The 23519-nt window shown below is 47.3% G+C and carries 17 protein-coding genes; 6 read left to right on the top strand and 11 right to left on the bottom strand.

Annotated elements, in window-relative coordinates:
- Window positions 1–390 precede the first annotated feature (390 nt).
- The 10 genes from tsf to B5M13_RS28335 all read right to left on the bottom strand — a co-directional run bounded on the left by tsf (window position 391) and on the right by B5M13_RS28335 (window position 11217).
- A complete protein-coding gene (gene tsf / locus B5M13_RS28380; protein ID WP_080058869.1) occupies window positions 391–1224 on the bottom strand; it encodes a translation elongation factor Ts in 834 nt (277 codons plus the stop codon).
- 202 nt (window positions 1225–1426) lie between these two features.
- Entirely contained in the window at window positions 1427–2260 is an 834-nt protein-coding gene (gene rpsB, locus B5M13_RS28375) for a 30S ribosomal protein S2 (RefSeq protein ID WP_020597104.1), read from the bottom strand.
- A gap of 143 nt (window positions 2261–2403) precedes the next feature.
- The gene (gene rpsI / locus B5M13_RS28370) at window positions 2404–2790 is read right to left on the bottom strand and encodes a 30S ribosomal protein S9 (RefSeq protein ID WP_020597105.1); all 387 of its coding nucleotides are present in this window, start codon (window positions 2788–2790) and stop codon (window positions 2404–2406) included.
- 6 nt (window positions 2791–2796) lie between these two features.
- Window positions 2797–3240, bottom strand: coding sequence for a 50S ribosomal protein L13 (gene rplM / locus B5M13_RS28365; protein ID WP_020597106.1), 444 nt, complete (start codon window positions 3238–3240; stop codon window positions 2797–2799).
- A 123-nt stretch (window positions 3241–3363) separates the two neighbouring features.
- A complete protein-coding gene (gene mraY, locus B5M13_RS28360; RefSeq protein ID WP_080058868.1) occupies window positions 3364–4572 on the bottom strand; it encodes a phospho-N-acetylmuramoyl-pentapeptide-transferase in 1209 nt (402 codons plus the stop codon).
- Window positions 4573–4678: 106 nt separating this feature from the next.
- A complete protein-coding gene (locus B5M13_RS28355; protein WP_080058867.1) occupies window positions 4679–6142 on the bottom strand; it encodes a UDP-N-acetylmuramoyl-L-alanyl-D-glutamate--2,6-diaminopimelate ligase in 1464 nt (487 codons plus the stop codon).
- Window positions 6143–6247: 105 nt separating this feature from the next.
- Window positions 6248–8374, bottom strand: coding sequence for a penicillin-binding protein (locus tag B5M13_RS28350; RefSeq protein WP_080058866.1), 2127 nt, complete (start codon window positions 8372–8374; stop codon window positions 6248–6250).
- Window positions 8364–8765, bottom strand: a complete 402-nt coding sequence (locus B5M13_RS28345; protein WP_080058865.1) for an FtsL-like putative cell division protein — start codon at window positions 8763–8765, stop codon at window positions 8364–8366. The genes B5M13_RS28350 and B5M13_RS28345 overlap by 11 nt, the downstream gene beginning before the upstream one ends.
- An 86-nt stretch (window positions 8766–8851) precedes the next feature.
- Window positions 8852–10345, bottom strand: a complete 1494-nt coding sequence (locus B5M13_RS28340) for a M20/M25/M40 family metallo-hydrolase (RefSeq protein ID WP_080058864.1) — start codon at window positions 10343–10345, stop codon at window positions 8852–8854.
- Window positions 10346–10524: 179 nt separating this feature from the next.
- The gene (locus B5M13_RS28335; protein WP_080058863.1) at window positions 10525–11217 is read right to left on the bottom strand and encodes a DUF3431 domain-containing protein; all 693 of its coding nucleotides are present in this window, start codon (window positions 11215–11217) and stop codon (window positions 10525–10527) included.
- A 112-nt stretch (window positions 11218–11329) separates the two neighbouring features.
- On the opposite strand from B5M13_RS28335, the gene B5M13_RS28330 reads away from it, so the two are divergent.
- The 3 genes from B5M13_RS28330 (at window position 11330) to B5M13_RS28315 (ending at window position 16653) form a co-directional block, all read left to right on the top strand.
- A complete protein-coding gene (locus tag B5M13_RS28330; RefSeq protein WP_080058862.1) occupies window positions 11330–13447 on the top strand; it encodes a S9 family peptidase in 2118 nt (705 codons plus the stop codon).
- Between the two features lie 490 nt (window positions 13448–13937).
- Window positions 13938–15074 carry a hypothetical protein gene (locus B5M13_RS28320; protein WP_080058861.1) on the top strand — a complete coding sequence of 379 codons (1137 nt, stop codon included), beginning with the start codon at window positions 13938–13940 and terminating at the stop codon, window positions 15072–15074.
- A gap of 49 nt (window positions 15075–15123) precedes the next feature.
- Entirely contained in the window at window positions 15124–16653 is a 1530-nt protein-coding gene (locus tag B5M13_RS28315; protein WP_080058860.1) for an FG-GAP-like repeat-containing protein, read from the top strand.
- Window positions 16654–16701: 48 nt separating this feature from the next.
- Here B5M13_RS28315 and B5M13_RS28310 read toward each other — a convergent pair whose 3' ends face one another.
- Window positions 16702–17985, bottom strand: a complete 1284-nt coding sequence (locus tag B5M13_RS28310) for a Gfo/Idh/MocA family protein (RefSeq protein ID WP_080058859.1) — start codon at window positions 17983–17985, stop codon at window positions 16702–16704.
- Window positions 17986–18299: 314 nt separating this feature from the next.
- Here B5M13_RS28310 and B5M13_RS28305 point away from each other — a divergent pair, with 314 nt between their 5' ends.
- The 3 genes from B5M13_RS28305 (at window position 18300) to B5M13_RS33755 (ending at window position 23240) form a co-directional block, all read left to right on the top strand.
- Complete coding sequence (locus B5M13_RS28305) at window positions 18300–21887, top strand: beta strand repeat-containing protein (RefSeq protein WP_080058858.1); 3588 nt, start codon at window positions 18300–18302, stop codon at window positions 21885–21887.
- Between the two features lie 91 nt (window positions 21888–21978).
- Window positions 21979–23031: a T9SS type A sorting domain-containing protein gene (locus B5M13_RS28300; RefSeq protein WP_080058857.1), complete on the top strand. Its 1053-nt coding sequence runs from the start codon at window positions 21979–21981 to the stop codon at window positions 23029–23031.
- 62 nt (window positions 23032–23093) lie between these two features.
- Window positions 23094–23240, top strand: a complete 147-nt coding sequence (locus tag B5M13_RS33755) for a hypothetical protein (RefSeq protein WP_170061208.1) — start codon at window positions 23094–23096, stop codon at window positions 23238–23240.
- Window positions 23241–23519 lie beyond the last annotated feature (279 nt).

Here is a 23519-nt window from a genome sequence, read left to right as displayed (position 1 = left end):
AACTCAACTTAAACGGCAATATTAATAAAATATCAGCTACGAATTGATCCTGAAAAAAGATTATCCAAATAGATATACTTTATGTGTTTATAGGTTTATAAAATGCGTTTTATTTCAATTAATTTAATTGGTAAAAGTCCAAAAAAATTGTTGCTCTGCCAGTACCTTTTCAGTCTATCTTCAGTCTATTTCAATCCTATTTTGAACTGTTTTTTGTTAGTAGCCCTAACATCCTATACCAGCTAATTTTACAACAAAATACCTACTTTTAGGTTAGCTTCAAGGTTAAAATTGTATAAATAATAACACGATCAACGACGTAGATAATAAAAAATACCCAGCCATATGGCTGGGTATACAAGCAATTAACCAGGTAAAGCGCTAAATCGACTACCCAATAGCTACGCGTTTGAAAGCCGATACAGTCAGTCCCTTGCTGGTTTTATCCAGAAGTTGCGAGATCGTAATGGAAGGATCTTTTACAAACTCCTGGTTCAGCAGCGTATTTTCTTTGTAGAATTTGTTCAGTTTACCCATTGCAATTTTTTCAAGCATTGCTTCAGGTTTGCCTTCGGCACGAGCCTGCTCTTTCCCGATTTCGATTTCACGTTGAACGATAGTAGCATCAACGCCGTCTTTATCCAGCGCTACAGGCTTCATTGCCGCAATTTGCATAGCAACGTCGCGACCTACTTCGGCAACTTCGGTACCGTTGGTATTGGTCAAACCAACCAGTACACCCAGCTTACCGTTTGAGTGAATATAGGATACCACTTTATCTGCCGAGACGATTTCGAAAGAGGCAACATCGATCTTTTCGCCAATTTTACCCATCAGGTCGGTGATGTGGTCCTGGAGTGAACGACCATCAGCCTGAGGAGTAGCCAGCAACGTAGCTTTATCGGTTGCATCGGTGGTAACCGCTGTGCTCATAACAGCCATCGCCAGGTTCTGAAAATCAGCCACCTTCGATACTGGTTCTGTTTCGCAAGCCAGAGCAATTACCTTACCGGATTTACCATCGGGGCTAACATGAGCTAATACAATGCCTTCGGCAGTTGTGTTGTCGGCTCGCTTGTCAGCTATTTTCTGACCCTGCTTCCGCAGAATCTCTTTTGCTTTTTCAAAATCGCCATCAGCTTCGGTAAGGGCCTTTTTACAGTCCATCATACCGGCTCCGGTCTCTTGCCGAAGTTTGTTTACGTCAGCAGCAGTAATTGCCATAATAAAGGTTGTTAGTAAGTTGAATTACCAAACGTTATTTTGTGATCAAAAAATTATCTGTTGAAATGGAATAGCCCATAGCGGCTGGCTACGGGCTATTTTTTAGTTTACAGTTTTCGGTTTACAGTTTTTGGTTGATTTATGCATTAAAAAAGTTCGTGCTCACCAACTAAAAACCGCGAACTGGAAACTGTAAACTCATTTATGCTTCCTGCTCATCTTCAGCAACAGGAGCTTCCGTCGCTTCGGCTTCTGGCTGAGTAGCGCCTTCGGCACGGGCCTGGGCAAGGTCTTCAGCACGCTTAGCTTCTTCTTCCTCCTGGATACGCTGATCGTCTTTATCTTGCTTGCGCTCCATTAGCCCTTCTTCGATAGCCTTACCGATGGCAAGGGTAATCAGAGCAATGGATTTGTAAGCATCATCATTAGCTGGAATAGCGAAGTCAACTGCTTCGGGGTTCGAGTTTGTATCGCACATAGCGAATACAGGAATACCCAAACGGTGTGCTTCGGCAACGGCGATGTGTTCACGTTTTACGTCGACAATGAACAGAGCGGCTGGCAAACGAGTCAGGTCGGCAATACCGCCCAACACACGCTCCAGTTTTTCTTTGTCACGCATCCGGGTCAAACGCTCACGCTTGGCAATACTTTTGACGGTCTCCTCGTCTTTCAGCATTTTGTCAAGTGTTTGCATTTTTTTCAGCGACTTCCGAATGGTAGCGAAGTTGGTGAGCATACCACCCTGCCAACGATCGGTAACATAAGGCATTTTCAGGCGACGTGCTTCTTCCGAAACAATTTCCTGAGCCTGTTTTTTAGTCGCAACGAACAGCACCTTCCGACCCGAACGAACAATACCACGGATAGCATTGCAGGCTTCGTCGAGTGAAGCTAATGTTTTATTAAGGTCAATAATGTGGATGCCGTTCTTCTCCATGAAGATGTACGGAGCCATCCGGGGGTCCCACTTACGCGTCAGGTGGCCAAAGTGCACACCGGCGTCGAGGAGATCTTTATATTCAATTTGTGCCATTTTCGTTATGAAAAATGAAGAATAAAAATTTGATTAGTACGCAGCACCACGCATCGGCATCATCTAAGCGCAGTCTGGACAAAAAGCAAGGTGCCGGGGGCAGGATTGAAAACCATGCGCCATGCTCCAACCGCCAAGCTATATTAACGTTTCGAGAACTGGAACCGACGACGGGCTTTCCGACGACCGTACTTTTTCCGTTCAACCATACGCGAATCGCGAGTCAGGAACCCTTCTTTTTTGAGGGCCGGACGGAAATCAGCGTTCAGTTCGACAAGAGCGCGGGCAATGGCCATACGAGTTGCCTCGGCCTGACCAGCTACACCACCGCCACGAACGTTTACTTTTACGTCGTAACCACCAACGCCATTAACTGTAGCAAAGGGTTGGTTCAGAATGATTTGCAGGACCTCGGTTGGGAAATACTGTTTGTAATCTTTTCCGTTTACCGAGATGGCTCCGCTGCCCGCCGACAGATAGATCCGTGAGATGGCAGTTTTACGGCGGCCAATGGTATTAATACGATCCATTATGACTTAGAATTTAACTGCTTTGGGTTGCTGAGCCTCGTGCGGGTGTTGATCACCGGCATAAACATACAGGTTGGTGTACAACCGCCGACCAAGCCGGTTTTTCGGCAACATGCCCTTCACAGCATGCTCAATGATGCGCTCGGGTTGTTTTTCGAGTAACAACCGGGGCGATGCGAACCGTTGACCACCGGGGTAACCTGTGTGGCGAACGTAAACTTTGTCGGTCATCTTAGAGCCCGTCAGGCGCACCTTTTCGGCATTGATGACGATCACGTTATCTCCGCAATCAACATGCGGGGTGAAGTTGGTTTTGTGTTTGCCGCGGATCAGACGTGCAACTTGGCTAGCCAGACGGCCAAGTACTTCGCCCTGAGCGTCAACCACAACCCAATCCTTCTGCACCGTTTCTTTGTTGGCAGAGATGGTTTTGTAACTGAGCGTATTCACTTTATGGAGACTAATTGGTTGATTTCTAATGATTTGCCTATGAAAAAGCACTCCCGCTTCAAAACGGGAGTGCAAATATAGACGATATAAGGCTGAAAAACAAGGCTCTGTCAAGAATTCCTGTTAGCGCAACTTCAACGTGGCCAACGCCAGAACTGCCAGGATGATTCCGACAATCCAGAAGCGGGTCACCAGCTTGGCTTCGTGGTATCCTTTTTTCTGAAAATGGTGGTGCAGTGGCGACATCAGGAATATTCGCCTGCCTTCGCCATACTTGCGTTTGGTGTATTTAAAATAGCTGACTTGCAGGATCACGGATACAAGTTCAACCAGAAAAATGCCGCAGATAATAGGGATCATCAGCTCTTTCCGAATGGCCAGAAATAACACGGCAATAACGCCACCGAGCATCAGGCTACCCGTATCACCCATGAACACCTGTGCAGGGTAGGAGTTGTACCACAAAAACCCGACACAGGCTCCCACAAAAGCTGCGCAGAAGATTACCAGCTCGCCAGCATTGGGAATGTACATAATGTTGAGGTACTGAGAAAATACTTTATTGCCTGATAAATAAGCTAGTACACCAATGGTTAGCCCAATAATGACGGAGGTTCCAGCCGCCAGTCCGTCGATACCATCGGTAATATTGGCTCCGTTCGAAACCGCAGTGATGATAAAAATACAGACAATTACATAGATGATCCAGGTATAGCTGTCGGGCAATAAGCCGAATAGCAGCGAACTATAATCAAACTCGTTATTCTTGAGAAACGGAACCGTCGTCAGGGTCGATTTTATATCGGTATACACGTCGGGTACGTTGGAGGTACTCAATAGACGAGGAGCATACTTTCGAATTTTGACGTACTGGTTGAAATAGAGTGTCAGGCCGACAATGAGCCCTAAACCAATCTGCCCAACTACTTTAAACTTGCCCTGTAGCCCTTCTTTGTTCTTTTTGAAAACCTTGATGTAATCGTCCAGGAAGCCAATCAGGCCCGTCCAAACGGTTGACACCAGGGCCAGAACGACATACACATTAGAGAGCTTTGCAAAGAGGAGTGCCGGAATCAGGAGTGAGGCTAAAATGATAAAACCTCCCATTGTGGGTGTGCCCCGTTTCTGCATCTGGCCTTCCAGACCCAGATCCCGAATCGATTCACCAATCTGTAAATTGCGAAGAGTATCGATAATTCGTCGTCCAAAAATAGCGGCAATGAGTAGCGACGTGACGACAGCCCCTAACGCCCGGAACGAGATATATTGGAAAACTCCCGCACCCGGGAAATCATAGCGTTCGTCCAGAAACTGAAAGAGATAATAGAGCATAGAGGAGAATGATTGAATGACTGAATGATTGAATGATTGAATAACTGCCCAGGCGCTATTCAATCATTCAATCATTCAGTCATTCAAAATTATACATGTGCCAAAGTTACAGATTTCCGCGTTCTGAGAAAGCCTCTCGTAGGACGGCCCGGTCATCGAAATCGTATTTAATTCCTTTTATTTCCTGATAGGTTTCGTGGCCCTTTCCGGCTACCAGAATAATATCGTGTGGGTTGGCGAGCGATACGGCCTGTCGAATGGCTTCGTGCCGATCTTCTATTGTGGTCGTTTTTTTGAAATCGATAGGCGGAACACCTGCCTGCATCTGTTCCAGAATGGCCATTGGGTCTTCGTTTCGTGGATTATCGGACGTAAGAATCACCCGGTTACTGAATCGACAGGCAATTTCGGCCATGATAGGTCGTTTAGCGGCATCGCGGTTGCCTCCACAACCAACTACGGTGATAATCTGCTCATTCGCCTGACGCAGACCATTGATGGTTTCCAGTACATTTTGAAGCGCATCGGGTGTATGGGCATAATCGACAATACCAACGATTTTATCGTCCGATACGACCTGCTCAAAACGGCCAGGAGGGGGCGTAATACCAGAGAGTAGCATTAAGACTTCGGCTGGATCTTCGCCCAGCAACACAGCCGTTCCGTATACGCTCAGTAGGTTGTAGGCATTGAAGCGACCGATTAACTTAAACCAGACCTCATGCCCATCGAGCTGCATATGGAGGCCAAATAAACTATCGGCAATAACCTTACCTTTGAAGGAGGCCAGCGTTTGGAGCGAGTAAGTTTCCTTGCGGGCAGCCGTATTCTGGAGCATTACCAAACCTCGTTTGTCGTCCACATTGGTAAGGGCAAAAGCCGATGCAGGAAGCTGGTCGAAGAAGCCCTTTTTGGCCCGTATGTAGTTATCAAATGTGCCGTGGAAATCGAGATGGTCGTGGGTGATATTCGTAAAAATAGCGCCTGCGAACGTAAGGCCAGCGATGCGCTCCTGAACGACCGCATGCGAGCTGACTTCCATGAACACATGCGTACACCCATGTGCCAGCATCGTCACCAGTAACTGGTTGATCGTTATGACGTCGGGGGTTGTATGTGTCGTTGGGATTACCTCATCGTCAATTTGATTCTGCACAGTCGATAGCAATCCACAGCGGTAGCCAAGTGCACGAAACAGCCGAAAGAGGAGCGTCGCTACGGAGGTTTTACCGTTCGTACCTGTTACGCCGACAAGCTTTACCTTTTGGGAAGGGTGCTCGTAAAAATTAGCCGCAATCAGCCCCATACTTCGGGCAGAGTTTTGCACCTGAACATAGGTAACTCCAGGAGAAGGATTGGCTGGTAGCTCTTCGCACAAAATTGCCGAAGCCCCCTGTTTTATAGCCGTTTCAATGTAATTATGCCCGTCGGTTACGGTTCCCCGAACAGCAATAAATAAACTACCCGGTCCCACTTTTCGCGAGTCCATCGCAAGGGCCGTAATGTGAGTTTCCATACTGCCCGACGTAGCCAGTAGCGGAATTTTATAGAGAAGGTTTTTGAGTTGCATACCGATAAACGATGCCTTGTCTCGTTTTATGGCTGCAAAAAAACAGGTTGAGGGGCGTACTACCTAATTTTTACAGTATGTACATGTTGCGTAGTTTATCAACTATCAACTTAACCGAAGCATAATACTCTTGCTGCCAACCTGTTCAATAGCCATGCCTGGTGAAATCGACTGCTCCCGAACCTTGCCGCGCCCTTCGACGGATACGCGAAGACCGCGATTTTCAAGTAGAAAAAGGGCATCACGTAAGGTTAGGCCACGCACATCAGGAACCTGACCGGGGCGCGTTGGGCGCGATTTCCATCGACCATTTCCTGCGGCTTCTACCCAACCTTCGGTTGACGGCTCGTTGGCAATATCCAGTGTGGAACTGATGGTATGCAGGTCACCGGCATAGCCAGCCAGTAGGCCCGTTGTTGAAAGAGGTTTTGAACTACCAGTTCGGATCGGTGCATGCATGCGAATATCATAAGCTACGATCCGGTCAGCAACAGCTTTAAATACAGGGGCCGATACAGCGCCCGCGTACAACAGGTCGATGTTATCGCCCTGGGGTGTATCAACCATCGTGATCATGCTGTATTTGGGCTTATCAGCCGGGAAATACCCAATGAATGAGGTATAATATTTACCGACCTGATACTGCCCGTTAATTATTTTTTGGGCCGTTCCAGTTTTGCCTGCAATGGCATAATAGGGATTATTAATGTGCTTGGCAGTGCCATTGGTCACTACGCCCCGGAGCAAATCCTGCGCTTTCCGAGCCGTTTCCTTCGAGCAGATGGGTTCGGGAAGCACATAGGGTTTGTTATCTTCAATAATTTCGCCTGCCAGCCTGATCTGTTTCACAATGACCGGACGCACCCAATAGCCATTATTCGCAACGGCGTTATAGAAAGCCAGCATCTGGAGCGGGGTAATTTGCATTTCGTATCCATACGACATAGAAGTCAGCGACACTTTGCTCCAGCCCTTCATATCCGGGTTACGAACTACCGGAATGGCTTCCCCTTTCATATGAATGCCTGTTGGTTGGGTCAGGTGGAATCGGCGGAGGTATTGGCAGTACAGATCGGGGCGGCTGTAGAAATAACTACGCATGAGTAGGTGTGTGCCTACATTCGATGATTTTTCGAAAACCTGGCGGGCGGTAATCGTTCCATGACCTACCCGGCTGGCATCATGAATGCCCAGGCCATTATAACGTGCTGACCCACCACCGGTTGCTACCAGTTGGTTGAGCGAAATTGCTTTCTCTTCCATCAGAGCCATCATTGTCGCTAACTTGAACGTTGAGCCGGGGTCAGTACGACCAGCCAAAGCATGGTTGAAGTTTTCGACATACTGATCCGGTCCGTCGCCACGGCCCTGTTTGGTCAGATTGGCCATTGCCCGGATTTCGCCGGTGGCTACTTCCATCACAATCACGCAACCTTTTGCCGCATTGTATTTGATCAAGGCGTCACGCAGAGCGGATTCGGCCATGTCCTGGAAATTGACATCGATGGTGGTGTACAGATCCATGCCCGATTCGGGTTGCATATCGGGTCCATCGTTGACGGGTTTTCGGATGCCACCCGCCAGCACTTCAACCAGGCCCACTGCATTTTTTCCGGCCAGTGCGGGTTGAAACGATGCTTCCAGGCCGATCAGACCCCGTCCTGTTTTGGCATCCAGATTGCCGATGGTTCGTTCGGCCATTTGCCCAAAGGGGTGATAGCGTTCATAGAAAGGACGCAATACCCCACCCCGTGCAGCTACTTTTGGCGTTGATCGGAAAAAAGGCCATTTCAGCATTTTTTGCCGCTCCTGAAAGGTAACCCGTCGGCGGTTCAGCAACACATACCGACGTTTATGGGCGCGGGCATCCCGAACAAGGTCAGCATATTCCTGCGGGGAGCGGTCGCGGTATATCTGAGAGAGCAGCAGTCCCAGCGAGTCTATTTTCTTTTTGAAATAATCGGGCTTCGCCATGGTTGGGTCGAGACCTACTACATACGTTGGTAAAGAAGTCGCCAGCAGTCGGCCGTCGTTGGCAAAAATATTTCCCCGCATAGCCCGAATGGTGTCGCGCTGGATCAGGGTGGCATCGACACGCTCGCGCCAGAACTGCCCTTTGAACGTCTGGAAATATTGTACGTAAATCAGCCGAAAGACAACGCCAACGGCCAGGACAATAACAAAGTAATAAACGTTATTGGCCCGTTGAATGATGTCCTGCTTAATGTTCATTTGACTTGACGACGATTTTATGGGGTGGTGTTTGGCTATCCGAAAGGCTGAGTGACGCTACGCGCTTGCTGATTTCTGACTGCTTTCCACTCTTATCCAGATCAGCCTGTAGAACGGTATACTGCGAACGGAGTTCATCGACCTGGATCTGTGTGCGTTGAATTCGTCGGACGAGCCGTTCAGCATTGTGGTTGAGGCCAATGTAGAGAATGAGCAGGAAAGTGACCCACAAAATCCGGTCGATATGATGGATGGGCCAGGCATTGTCTTCGCCAAAAAGCCGATCCAGACCAATAAAGTCGTTCAGCCAGGTTGCCAGCTTGAGTTTGCGTCGTTGCTTTTTTTGCTGTTGCGTAACGCGCGGTGATTCCCGGAATGTATTTTTGGCCATAGCTTGGGTTAGGATGCTATAGAATTACAAAGAAACAAAAACCTAGTCTCCTAATCCGGGCTTGAATCAAATTCTTTGATAAGATTTTATTCTTTCCAGCGCCATTCGTTGGCGATCTGTAAAGGTGTTCGCAGCCCCTGTGCCACGAGGTAATCGCGGGTTTGGGTATCCGTTTGCCGACGGGTCGGAATATCATCTGCGTCGGCAAGGGCATACAGGAGCATAGTTGAGTAGCGAACCGTATTTTTTAACTGATCGGCATTTACCAGATTCATGCGGTCACAGTTGGCGTGATAGCAGTCGAGTACGGATTTAGACAGATGCCCGTTCAGGCCCACTACCGGAACCCCTTCGAGCATAAAGGGCTGGTGGTCGGAATGAAGACCGGCCTGATTCTGCATATCATTTGAGAAGGCAGACTCTACCGACTTGATGTTTTCACCAACATTGTTAAAGAATGGCACCATATCGGCTCGCCCGAACGCATTGAGGCCAGTAGGATCATTGGTCATGTCGAGGTTCATCATATACCGAACCTTATCCAGTTGCCCTGCCTTTTTCAGGTTTTCGACCATTGCTTTCGACCCTAGAAGCCCCTGTTCTTCGCCCATAAATAGAACAAATTCAATAGTGCGCTTGGGTTTCAGTTTCAGCGCTTTAAACGTCCGGGCAATGTCGAGTACGGCAAATGAGCCGATGCCATTGTCGATGGCTCCCGTCGCCAGATCCCATGAATCCAGGTGCCCACCCACAATAATCTTTTCATCGGGATATTTCGAACCTTTTAAGGTTGCCACTACATTTCGGGCGCGAATTTTCCGGCTCGTGTTGGTCATGTCGATCATCGCCCGCAATGGGCTGTGCTCCTCCTGCATCCACGAACGTATGGCTTCGCCACTTTCCAGCGAGATGCATACCGACGGAATTGGAATCAGTTTGCCAGTTACGGAAGCGGTTCCGGTCAGCAGTACATTACCGGGTACCAGATTGACCATAATCACCCCCGAGGCCCCGTGCTGAATGGCCAGTGCTGTTTTTTCGGAACGATGCAAATTTCGGGCACCTTTGGTTGGAGAGGATAACCCAATATTGACCAGCGCAATTTTGCCTTTTAGTTTGCCTTTCAGGGCGGCAAAGTCACCCTCCAGACCATTGCCTACATCAATAATTTCGCCCTTTACGTGCGCTTCGACGGGAGAATGGGCCAGCGCTACTACGGGCACATCACGGAAATTATCACTTTTGGAAGGTACTACTGATAAAGTTACCGTGTCGCGTGCCCAGGCTTCAACTTCAAATGGCTCATACCGAATCTCTTTGAAGCCGTATGTCGACAGTAAATCGAATGCATACGCTTCGGCACGGCTACCATTAGGACTGCCTGTGAGCCGATGCCCGACCTGTTCCGATGCCTGGGCAAGCGTTTCGTAGGCGCGGCTATGAGCAGTTACTTCTTTCGTAATTCGGGCGAATGCTTTTTGAAGAGATAGTTTTTCAGGGTAAAAAGCAGTCAGTGTACCAGCGGTGCCGATACATAACAAAACGAGCCGAAAACGAGGCACGTAAAACGTCCGGGTCATGAGAGGATGGGTGGCAGAATTACTTGCTAAATATACGAAAAGGTTTGTTGCTTTCGATGCCGAAAGATTAGACGCAATAAATGGACAAAGCGTTCGGAGAATCTGTAAAAAAATCAGATTTACCTACCTGTAATTGTTCAGACTGACTTTTTTTATCTAACGATCAATTCGTGTGAAAGTTAACTAGCGGACTGGTACTTCATGGGTTTAAGCTGAACCGTCAGTCGATTGGCCAGCCAGTGCGGGTCGATACCTGCTATGCCAAACACACGGTCCCAGCTTCGTTCAAAACAGTGGGCTGCATCGGGAAAGGCAATGGATACCCTCAAGGCTTGCTCATAAAAGGATACGGTTTTTTGCTGTAAAAGGTTGCGATGAACAGCAAACTGGGCGCCCAGCACAAAGGTATATTGCTCAGGTCCATCCGTACCAAAAAGGCATCGGTGAAACCCCCGTAAGTCCAGACCCCGCCCGTCGTCGTTTTTGCTCCACGGTCGGAATAACCGATGGCCCTGGGCGTCGTCGGTATCGATCAGGTGGCCCAGCCAGTAAAAATGCGGGTTCGAATGCCGTTCGTCGGGGTTAGAAAACCAGGAGCCGTCAGCAAAAGCCCGTAGGGTTTTCTTGAAATCATATGCATGGTCGAAGGGTTTGCCCTGGCAGAAAATAGTCCACTCGGCCAGCGAATCGTATCGGCTTATGATGTGATGCAGATAGGTATGGGCTTCCCGCCCAACATTGGGTAGGGGAACGGCCATAGGCCCAGTGGCATGGTCAGAACTTTTATCGTAGACCGTAATTGGTAGGTCTTTCGGTACATTTCGGAGCCAGCTCAGATCTTCGGTATAGTGAGCTACAACGAGTTCAGGCATCTAGTTAAGAGGATAAGCGCAAACGTTTCACAAAGAACGCAAAGCGGCTGTTAATTTCTTTACGTTCTTTGTATATCCTTTTGCGCCTTTACGCTTGAGCTATTCTCTTCCTATGAAACGGACGTATTTTGCGCTTTTCTGTTTATTGACATCCCTTAGTATGACGCAGGCACAACCCGTTACGGCTCCTAAAGCCACTAGTAAACCTAAAGAACTGATTACCAACGGTCACAAACGAATTGATAACTATTATTACCTTAACGAGCGCGAAAACCCGGAGGTTATCAACTACCTGAACGCCGAAAATGCGTACCTCGAACAAGTGCTTGCGCCCGTGAAAAGTTTACGGGAAAAGCTGTTCGATGAGATGAAGGGTCGTATTAAAGAACAGGATGAATCGGTGCCTTATAAAGAGGGGAGCTATTTTTATTATAGTCGATACATCACGGGCGGAGAGTACCCGATTTATTGCCGTAAAAAAGGTTCGCTCGATGCCCCGGAAGAGATTTTATTTGATGGTAATGCGCTGGCAAAAGGGCATACTTATTACCACTTAGGCGGATATGAAGTGTCGGACAATGAGGAGCTGGCGATCTATGCCGAAGATGTGGTAAGCCGTCGGTTGTATACACTGCGGATCAAAAACCTGAAAACTGGCAAAACCTATGCAGACAAGATACCGGATGTAGAAGCCGATAACTTTGCCTGGGCTGCTGATAACAAGACCTTATTTTATATCAAAAAAGATCCGCAGACGCTGCTAGGTTATCAGGTGTATCGGCATGTGCTGGGCACAAGCCCCCAGACTGACGTGCTGGTATATGAAGAAGCCGATAACCAGTTTTATATGGGCTTGGGTCGCTCAAAATCAAAGAAATACATCGCCATCGGCTCCGATCACAATGGCGTTGCAACCGAATATCGGCTATTAGAGGCTAGTCAACCAATGGGTCCGTTCAAGGTGTTTCTGCCGCGAGAGAAAGGCCATGAGTACGACATTGTACACTACCAGGATAAATTCTATGTCCGCACGAACTGGAAAGCCGAGAATTTCCGGCTGATGGAAGTACCAGATGGCAAAACAACTGATCGTACGGCCTGGAAAGAAGTAATCCCGCATCGGCCCGATGTGTATCTGGCTACAATGGATGTGTTTGTTAACCATCTGGTGTTGGGCGAGCGCAAGGCCGGTTTGACCAACATCCGGGTCATAAATCAGCAGACTAAAACCGACCAGTACCTTTATTTTGGCGAGCCTGCTTACGTGGCTGGCATTGGCTATAACCCTGATTTCAGCACCAATATTCTCCGATTTAGCTATTCGTCACTGACAACGCCCAACTCAACCTTCGATTATAACATGGATACGAAGGAGAAAACGTTGAAAAAGCAGCAGGAGGTTTTGGGTGGTTTCAACAAGGCCAATTATGTATCGGAACGCCTGTACGCAACCGCTCGCGATGGTGTGCAGGTGCCCGTATCGCTAGTGTATCGCAGGGGAACACCCAAAGACGGTTCGGCTCCGTTATTACAATACGCCTACGGTTCTTACGGCTACTCAATTGATCCCAGCTTTAGTTCGACGCGGCTGAGTCTGCTGGATCGGGGTTTTATCTTCGCTATTGCACACATTCGGGGTGGGCAGGAAATGGGGCGCCGGTGGTATGAAGACGGTAAGATGCTGAAAAAGAAAAATACCTTCAACGACTTTGTGGATGTGTCGGAGTACCTGATTAAGAACAAATATACCAGTTCGGATAAATTGTTTGCGATGGGCGGGAGTGCAGGTGGTCTGCTGATGGGCGCTGTGATCAATCAGGCTCCGCAGCTTTATCGGGGCGTAGTAGCATCGGTGCCGTTTGTCGATGTAGTGACGACCATGCTCGACGAAAGTATTCCGCTCACAACGGGTGAGTTTGAAGAGTGGGGTAATCCCAAAAATAAGCCCTATTACGATTACATGCTGTCGTACTCACCCTACGATAATGTGGAGAAAAAAGCCTATCCTAATCTGCTCGTAACCACGGGTTTGCACGATTCGCAGGTGCAATATTGGGAGCCTGCCAAATGGGTTGCTAAACTACGTGCGCTGAAAACGGATACGAATCAGTTGTTGCTCCATACCAACATGGATGCGGGTCACGGTGGGTCGTCAGGGCGTTTCCAGGTATTAAAGGAAATCGCGCTGGAATATGCGTTCATGCTTAATCTAGTCGGGATCCAACAGTAAGCATAGTTCACACATCTCTGAAGCTACCTGGATAGATAGTCTGGAAAATGCGTTGATTAGGTAGTATATTCACCGCAAAATTTGCGGTGAATAATGATATAGATATATATAAATTACTGGATGGATTCGAGGGGAAATTGACCACATCGAAGTGGGCTAAAATCACCAAAACATCACAGGATACAGCACTACGGGACATTCAGAATTTACTTGATCAGGAAATACTTGTCAAAGAAGATTCGGGTGGGCGGAGTACTAGTTATGCGTTGAGAACAATCTGACATACAAAGGCATTTCAAAGCGACTCACTAAGGTTACCCGTTCTTAATCAGCCATATTACCCCTTGTTCGGGTTAGGTTGAATACCCAGATTCACAATAAACCCTGTGGGCCTACAGCCATATTAGTACTATATTTGTAGGTATCCTGTTGGCCTGGACGATGTATAGTCTGGGCCAATTACTTTAAATGCTTCTCGCGATTAGCTGTTATGGCCCAACTTGTTCGTATTCCAACACCGGGGAAAGACAAAACTCCGCTCTCGAAGGCACAGAAGGAGTTTAACCGACTGACCAAAAAAATTGGGGAGCTGGAAGCCGATCTGGAACAGTTTCGGGCAACCGCTACCCAAATCCAGCAGCGAGTATATTCCGAGTATGAGCCCTTACTTCGATCATTCAATACGCTTCGGGCTGACCTGGTACGACTGTTCGACCGGGCTTCTGATAGGCCCGAAACGACCAAGACGGAGCGAAAAAAACTGGCCGATATAATCCTCAACCTGGCTTACGAACTCATTAGCGAACATGGGCTGGATGAGCTAAAGCCGGTTTTTGACAAATATGACAAGGCGGGGTATGACGCTACCGATACGGAAGCTGATCAGCAGGTTTCGGAAATAATGAAAGAGATGGTCGGAGCTATGTATGGCATTACGTTCGAAGAGGGGGCGGATGTCAGTACGCAGGAAAAGTTTATGGCGTATATGCAGGAGCAGATGCAGGCCAAACAGGCCGAAGATCAACAGCGCCAGCAGGACGCTCAGGAGCGACGCGCTCAAAAGCCTAAATCGGCGAAACAACAGGAACGGGAAGCGAAAAAGCTGGTTGAAGATCGAAATATCACCAAAGCGGTTCGGACGCTTTATATGGATCTGGTGAAAGCGTTTCACCCTGACCGCGAACGTGATGAAGACGAAAAGGCCCGGAAAACCGAAATCATGAAGCGCGTAACCGAAGCCTATGAAAAAAGTGATCTGCTTTCGCTGTTAAGACTTCAGCTTGAGTTTAACCGAATCGATCAGCAACACCTCGAAACCCTGGCCGACGATCAGCTTCGGTATTATAATAAAATACTCAAACAACAGGCCGACGAACTCTCCAATGCGTTGTATGGCCTACAGAGCCAGCTTTCGGCAGCCCTCAACAAACCCCTCATGATGGTTGGCTCGGCGTTTAGTCTGGAGTTCAGCTTCAACAACGATATTCGGGAGTTGAAAAGCAGCATAAAGGCGACGAAAAAGGATATCAAAGAGTTAGCTAATCCCGTCGTACTGAAGGCTTTTCTGAAAACCTATAAAATTCGGAAGGCAAACGAGTTCGATATGTTAGACGGACTTTTCTGCTGATCGGGTGGGCTTCTGGTCAACTTATTCCTACTATAGTAACGCGGTGATTATGCGTACATTTATGCGCTTCTTTTTCTCTGTTTATAGTTTTGTTGGTTTAGCCATTGCGGTAGCTAGCTGCCACTCGGGCAGTAACAGTACGCTCGATAACCCACTTATTGCCGAAGGGAAAACGCTGGCCGAAAAGCACTGCGGTAGCTGCCATATGTTGCCATCGCCCGAGTTGCTGGACAAAGAAACCTGGGTAAAATCGGTGTTGCCAGCTATGGCACCCAATCTGGGGCTTGAAGCGTATCCGGGTGGCAATTATTATGCGGGACCGAAATCGGCGATCTCGTTCGAAAACTGGCAAAAGCTGATTGCTTATTACGAAACGCTGGCTCCGCCAAAACTAAAAGACGCTGACGTGGTTACCGAGCCTGTCAACGACTGGGCAGTTTTTTCGCTCGAAAAACCCCAGACCGATACTACAAAAACAGCGATGACGACGATGGTGGCAATCGACACGATTGGCCATCGAGTCTATTCAAGCGATGCGTTCCGGTCGGATATTACCCAGTGGAATCGGCAGTTACAGGCAACTGGCAGTAAGCAATTGCAATCGGCGGCTGCACAGGCAACGTTTTTTCGCGACAAGTCGGGGGCCGAACAAGGGGTATTTACATGTATGGGCACTATGCGAGCGGCCGATATATCGCGCGGTGAACTGGTAACCATGAGCCTTTCGGGTAAACAGCCAGCCGATACGTCGATTGTGTATGCCAATTTACCCCGACCTTTACAGTCGGTTGCTGCCGATTTGAACAAAGATGGTCTGATGGATTGGGTGGTTGCTGGGTTTGGTCATTTGCAGGGAGGCCTGTACTGGCTGAAACAGCAACCCAATAATAGTTTTACAAAAGTTCCGATTTGGGAGGTGGCCGGGGCCATTCAGTCGACGGTGGGCGATTTTAATGCCGATGGCTGGCCCGATCTGGTCGTTTTATTTGCCCATGCCGACGAAGGCATCTGGTTATTTCTGAATGATAAAAAGGGCGGTTTTGTTGAGCGGAATCTACTTCGGTTTCCGTCGGTATATGGCTCTACGAGTTTTCAACTGGTTGATATCAACAAGGATGGCCGGCTGGATATTCTGTATACCTGTGGCGACAACAGCGATTATTCCAAAATCATGAAGCCCTATCATGGCTTGTATGTTTACCTGAATGAAGGCGATTTTCGATTGAAACAAGCCTATTTCTATCCCATCAACGGATGTACGAAAGCGATGGCTGCAGATTTCGACCTAGATGGCGATCTGGACATCGCTACCATTGCCTTCTTTGCTGATTTTCTACACAATCCGGGCGAAAACTTTCAATACTTCGAGCAACAGAAGCCATTAACGTTTCAGTCGCATGTGCTACCTATCCATACATATGGCCGCTGGATATGTATGGATGTGAACGATATAGATCAGGATGGGGATGCGGATGTGGTGCTGGGAAATTTTTCACAGACGTTTATCATTCAGAAGGAGCTAAAGCCAGCCTGGGGAACACACCTGCCCCTGGTCGTACTGAAAAATAAGACACGTTAGGTAAAGTGGTTTGTTGTAAAGTTCCCAGCCGCCTTACAACAAACCACTTTAAATCAAATCCCAGCCTTTTCGGTATTCTCTTGAGAGTAATGCATTGGCATCGGCATTATGCCTAAATTTCTCCTTGTGGGCATTCCACTCCAGCGGTTCGCCAAGCCGATACGAAATCAACCCCAGATGCATAGGCATAGTCAACTGACGGGCGTAGGCCAGATTGGATTCGGGCTGCTTTCGGGATTTAACCGAGTCTATAAAATTCTGCTGATGACCAGGCGACCGCTCAAGGGTGATAGGAATTTCGGCTATATCGGACATCGTTACGCCGTTTATCGTAATCTCGCGGCTATTATAGTCACACAGAAGCGTGCCTTTATCGCCCTCAAAATAGGCTCCGATACCTCGCTTGGCGGCCCCTGGTACATCGGGTGGGGTACTGGTCCAGTGGAGCTTTAGGCCATCAAATTCATAATCAATATCGATCCATTTGGGAGCATCGCCGATACCTTCGGGGGCCGCACCTTTAGCCTGAATTCGTTTTAAACCCGTGGGATTGATCGACCACCAGACCACATCGGCAATATGACACCAGAAGTCCTGAAACACACCCCCTGAGTAGTCCAGAAAATAGCGGTAGGTAAAGTGGCAACGTTCGGGTGTGTAGAGTGATACAGGAGCGGGTCCTTGCCACATATCCCAGTTCAGGGTAGCCGGTGGAGTCTGGTAGTTTGCTGGGCCCAGCACGGGTGGAAAGCCTGTTTTCCAGAGCCGGACAGTATGCACTTTTCCGATAGCGCCCGCTTTGATAAGTTCAACGACCCGGTGGTAATTGTCGCCCGCATGAATCTGGGTGCCTAACTGAAAAATTCGGTCATAGCGATTCAGCGCTTTTAACATTTTCTGTCCTTCGCGCACGCTATACGACAGCGGTTTTTCTCCGTATACGTCTTTACCTGCCTGAAACGCCATAATGGCAACTTGTGCATGCCAGTGATCGGGGGTGGCACAGGTAATGGCATCAATATCGTTCCGGTCGAGCAGGTAGCGGAAATCAGGATAGGTTTTGGCAGTCGTATTGGGTTGTAAGGTCTGTAACGTAGAGAGCGCTTTAGCCAGGTGGGTCTCATCAACATCACATAACCCTACCACTTCGACGTCCGGTAATTTAGCGAACCAGTTCAGGTGATTGGTTCCCATGCCATTCAGGCCAATATGGGCAACCCGGACCCGATCACTTGGCGCAACTTTACGTTTCGGACCGTACCCGAAAGACAGGCTAAAGGCAGCCGCACTACTCTGTTTTAAAAAATCACGGCGGTTAAGATGATGGCTCATAAGAAAAGGCAATAGCTGGTGAGACCTTACTTTTTACCACCATAATACGGATGAACTGCTGAATCTACTTTTCAAGTTACAATAAAATTTTGTTCATTAAACATGTTTTAATTGTATAAAATAATGTATACAAATTATGTTATATATGATAATATAATTGCCGAATAATATATTTTTTTTAGCAATAGTAAACTTAAATTTAGATTCACATATGTAAAAGCTAATATGAATTATGGTGAAGTTAATAAAAATCACTTTTTGTTTATAATTCATTACTCTTTCCTTTTAACATAAAACACAATTAGCTCACGTATATGAAACACTTTTATCCTGCCCTCCCAAGATGGGTAAGCGGCTCCGTTTGGGTTACCCTTCTGTTTTTTCTCGCTCTCAGTAGCCAGGTTAATGCTCAGCAAAGTAGTTTAGGAACGCCCAATTCAACTACATCAACGCCCTGGGTTAGTCCCACTTTCTCATTAACGACAGCTCATGCCAGCCCCGGTTTATCCTGTTGGGGAGGGGACTTAGGATGTCTTCTGGCCGACGGTAGTCCTGCCAACGTTACAAATCCCACACTTACGGATTACGATGAGTTAGCCATTGCAATTTCTGGTGCAGGCTCATTTACAGTTGGTGAAAATAATCCCGCCAATATCTATGATGCTGGTAATTTTGCTGGTTTCCTGATCAGCAATAGCTCACTAGCTGATGTTACTTTGTTAGGGGCGGTAACGATCACAACTTATAAAAATGGTGAATTCCGTGAGGAAAAGACCGCAACTAACCTCATTGGAATAAATTCTGCATTAGTTTCAGGAGCCTATGAGGTAGGATTCCACACTACACTTGATTTTAATCAGATCGCGATTTCTTTTACCAACCCACTAACTGTAGCCACTTCCTACAGAGTGTATTATGCGTTGATGAGACGCTACGCTTCAGCCAGCACGACTTTGGCTTGTAATACGCCTAGCTCATTAACGGCACCCGGAAATTCAATCTATATTTCAGATCGTACGGGTATAGTTACCGATCTGGCCTGTGCCCTTTGTGCCATTAGTAATGCAGATAATATTATTGATGGAAATACGTCAAATGTGGCCAGTATTTCTTTAACGGCAGCCGTAGCAACAACGGCTACGATAGGCGTAAAAAACCCCTTTACGGCCTATACCGCCAGTACGTCGGCACCAAAATTCGTCGGTTTCGATATCTCAAGTACAGATCTTGTCGACTTAGGGCTTTTAGACCGAATCACCATTTCGACCTACAAGACCGGAACTGCCACTCCTATCCAATCAGTTAGTGGGACTAGCCTGATTTCTGCCAACAGTTCGCTTTTATCAGGTACAAGTACAGGCCGAAGAACGCTCGGCTTTTTAGCGACAGCCGATTTCGACGAGATTGTGCTGACGGTTACCAAAGCTGTAGGCGTATCAGTCGCCCGAATTAACGTATATGGGGTAACCGTTACAAGTTTTTGTGATGGGCCTAGCCTTGATTGTGCCGATAATACAATTCCTAAAAATACGATTACCCCCCTGGTTTATCCGACAAATCCCGTTTATGTTGATGGGAAAAATACGGGAATCACGGGAACTGCCTGTGCGTTATGTTACATCAGTAATTCAGAAAATGTAATCGATAATGACCCGTCCAATTTTGCCTCACTGTCATTAACGGCGGGTGTATCGACGACGCTTTCGTTTGCAGTCGCTAACGCTTTACAGACCTATCCGGTCAATAGTTTTGCTGGTTTTGATATTGAAACCCGGAGCTTACTTTCTGCTAATGTACTAAGTATTGCAACCATTACGCTCTATAATGATGGTAGTCCGGTTCAGACAATAGCCGGTAATGCCTTGATTGTAGGCGCTACGACCAGTTTGCTAAATGGCCGGAGCCGTCAATATGTTGGCGTTGTGGCGACAGCGCAATATGATGAGGTGAAAATTTCGTTCCCGAGCGTAGTTGGCGTCGACCTCGGTGTGATCAATATTTACAGCGCTGTATTTGAGAAGACCTGTTCAGCAGCCATCAGTTGTAATACGACCTATAATCTTAGTAATCCAACATTCCCGGTTGTTATCGATTACGAACGGACAGGGGTTACTGGGGCTGTCGATGCGGCTGTAACGGTTGCTGATGCATGGAATGTAGTTTCGTCCAGCACTACTGATTATGCTACGATTACCAATACGGCAGGGGTAGCCGTTACCGCATCGATTGGCGTACTTAATCCGATAGATACCTATCCGGCGGGCACGTTTGCTGGCTTTACCATTCGGAAAATATCAGGGTTGGTTACGGCAAATTTATTGGCAAAACTGACCATTACAACCTACCAGAATGGGAGTCCGGTACAATCACGAACGGCTAGTGATCTGCTTGATTTGTCAATCGCTTTATTTGGCTCTGTTACAGATTATTATAATATAGGCTTTGTTACATCTCAGCCGTTCGATGAAATTCGGCTAAGCGTAGCACCACTAGTTGGTTTGGGTGTAACGGTCACTAATTTACAAGTATATGGTGCCTTTATCAATACTAACCTGTCAATAGGGAATGGCTTTACCTGTGCTTTAAAAACAAGTCCTGATTTTGCAGTTACCTATAAAAATGTGTCGGTATCAGGAAGCGTGGCTACGAATGATAATGTACCGGCTGGCACAACCTATGGCACATCGCCAACGCTGGTTAGCAGCCCGAATGGTTCAACACCAACATTGACCATGAATAGTGATGGAACCTATACGTTTATCACCTCAACGTCTGGAGTATATGTTTATTCAGTACCCGTTTGTGTATCAGCGGTATGTGTGTCGCAAACGCTGACAGTTACCGTACTGGATCCAAAAGTAAATACAAATCTGCCGGTAGCTAACCCGGATGTGGCTTCAATGACCAGCACTACGGCAACAACACCGCCATCTGTAACGGTCAATGTAAAAGCAAACGACGGCCCAGGCAATCCAGGAGGTACACTCGGCACACCAACTATAGCTACTCCGCCCACCAATGGCTCAGCTACTGTTGATGGCAATGGTAATATCGTTTATACGCCGAATACGGGTTTTTATGGTACTGATGTGCTGACCTATCAGGTATGTGAAACCCCAGGCAACCTGTGCGCTACAGCTACCGTAACTATTTCAGTGTATCCGCCAGATTATGTTTCTGCATCAGCTAGTGACGATTACGTGTTTTCATCAGGTACAGCCGTGACGGGCAATGTTCTGACGAATGATATAGGAACAGGGCTGACGGTATCGAATCCGGGAACAACAGTAGGTTCGTCAGGTACACTGGTGATTTCGTCGACAGGAAGCTATACATTTACACCTGCTTTAGGTTATACAGGTCCCGGTAGCTTTACCTATACGGCCTGCGATTCAAATAGCCCTTCAAATTGTGTAATGGCTACCTTACACGCTCTGGTGAATATTCCTGACCTGTCGCCAACAATCATTCTGCCTCTGGCCAACTTCAATACTGCTCCAAATAACGTCAGAAACTTCATCGTCAATATATTTGAAGCAAATGGGCAACCAACACCTCCGGGTAGTGTCAGCATCACCATTACGGTTCCAACGGGTTATACCATTTCATATAATAGCTCAATAACCAGCACAAGTGTATCAGGTGGATCGACGGTTTCTGTAGAGAACCCGAATTGGACCGTGGTGAATAATTTATCTGATCAGCAGCTTACCCTGAAGAACAACGCTGGGCAGATTATTCCTGCCAATGCCACTGCTGTTCTGGGTTTTACCATTACACGGACAACAGCAAACTCAGGAAGTACAGCCAATATTACGGTTAATGTCACCAATGATCCTACGAAAACATATGATGCTAATCCATTAAATAATGTTTATGCTAGAATTATCAGTGGACAATAATAATTTTACTTGCGTCAAATATCTTTTTTAAGATATTTGACGCATATTTATTTTCCTCACTTAGGATTCTTTAAACTTATTATTATCAACTATGATAAAGAAACTTTTACTTTTCATGTTTTTAGGGATGTGTGCTGGCTTTACTGCCTTTGGTCAGGATCCTTACATCGCAGCGAATGGGGTGGTCATTAACCCGCAACAGTTCGCAGTAGGAGGTTATAGTAGTGTTACTATTTCTTTTGGAAGTGGAACCTCTACGGCTATACCTCAAAGCGCAAGTGCTACGTATACCATCAATCTGCCTGATGTAGTCGGTGTGACCAGTGCTTCAGTTACTGTTCCGTCCGGTACAACCGCTAACCTGTCGTTAACTGTTGGAGCCTATACCGGTAGTGGAACAGTTGTGACCGTTGTTAGTAACTTGGGAGACGTCCCAGGGAGTACGACATATTCACTGGTGATCACAATGCGTGGTCTAAAAGCAAATGAGCCTGGTTCTTCGGCTGTCACGGCGAATGCCGTTGGAAGTGGTCTATCGACAAATGATTCTAATAATGATAACCAGTCTAACCTTTTGCAGATAACCCAAGGAAGTGTGCAGCCAGTCGGGCTGGTTTCGTTTACGGCCAAACCCCAGGACGACCAAACCGTGGCCCTGGCCTGGACCACCTCCTGGGAAACCAACAACAAAGGCTTCCTGATCGAACGCAGCCTAGACCTCAAAAGCTTTCAGACCGTTGGCGAAGTGACCGAAATTGGGGCCAGCAGCGAATCCTTGAAAAACTACCACCTCACCGACTTCACCCCCTTCCGGGGTACCAGCTACTACCGGCTGACGCAGTTGGATCTGGATGGCAAATCGACGATACTGAAAGTGGAGTCGGTGGTGCTACGGGATGGTGCTTACGGCGTGTTCCCCAACCCGGTGGTCAGCAACCAGCAGTTTCGGGTGAGCCTGGATGAGCCTGAGACGGCCCGGTTGAACTTCTATGGTTCGGACGGTCATGTGGTTTCGTTGCAGAAGAGTGGTGTTCAGGGGGATAATGTGTTGCTGAAAGCAGACAGCAAGCTGTCGACGGGTGTGTATGTACTGACCGTTGAAGAGCGGGGTCAGGTTCGTAAACATCGGATCGTGATCGAATAGGTTCGGGTTTGTGCTCGACTCGCTTTCCGCAACTGAATTTACCACCTTTAATTTTTTGTTCCATGAACTCAAAGTCTAAGCATAGCGTACACCCTTCTGGCAAGAAGGCCTATCAATCGCCCAAGCTGCATGTGCTGGGCCATGTCAAGAAGCTCACCCTGAAGATTGGGTCCGACACCGATGGATTCGGAAATACATTCACAGGATAGATCACGTTTGCCAGAGGGTTTCAGTCGCTAGCTACTCACCCTCTGGTTTCTTAATCAGGCTTTCGTGTAGCCAGCTCAATAGCTATATCGATAGTACTGATGTTTAACCTATTAAAGCCTGCACTACTGCAAGGTCCATTTAATAATTTTATGTCAGAATCGTCATTAGTTTTATAAACTTTTCACTTGTTCAAAAGTCTTTTTATTGAACTTTGGCAGACATAAAGTTTCTATTTGTTGATTTTGAAAGACTTATTATTTTCTACTATGTTTAAGAGA

It is taken from the genome of Spirosoma aerolatum, from assembly GCF_002056795.1.
Lineage (GTDB): Bacteria > Bacteroidota > Bacteroidia > Cytophagales > Spirosomataceae > Spirosoma > Spirosoma aerolatum.
This window is presented reverse-complemented; position numbering and strand designations above follow the sequence as displayed.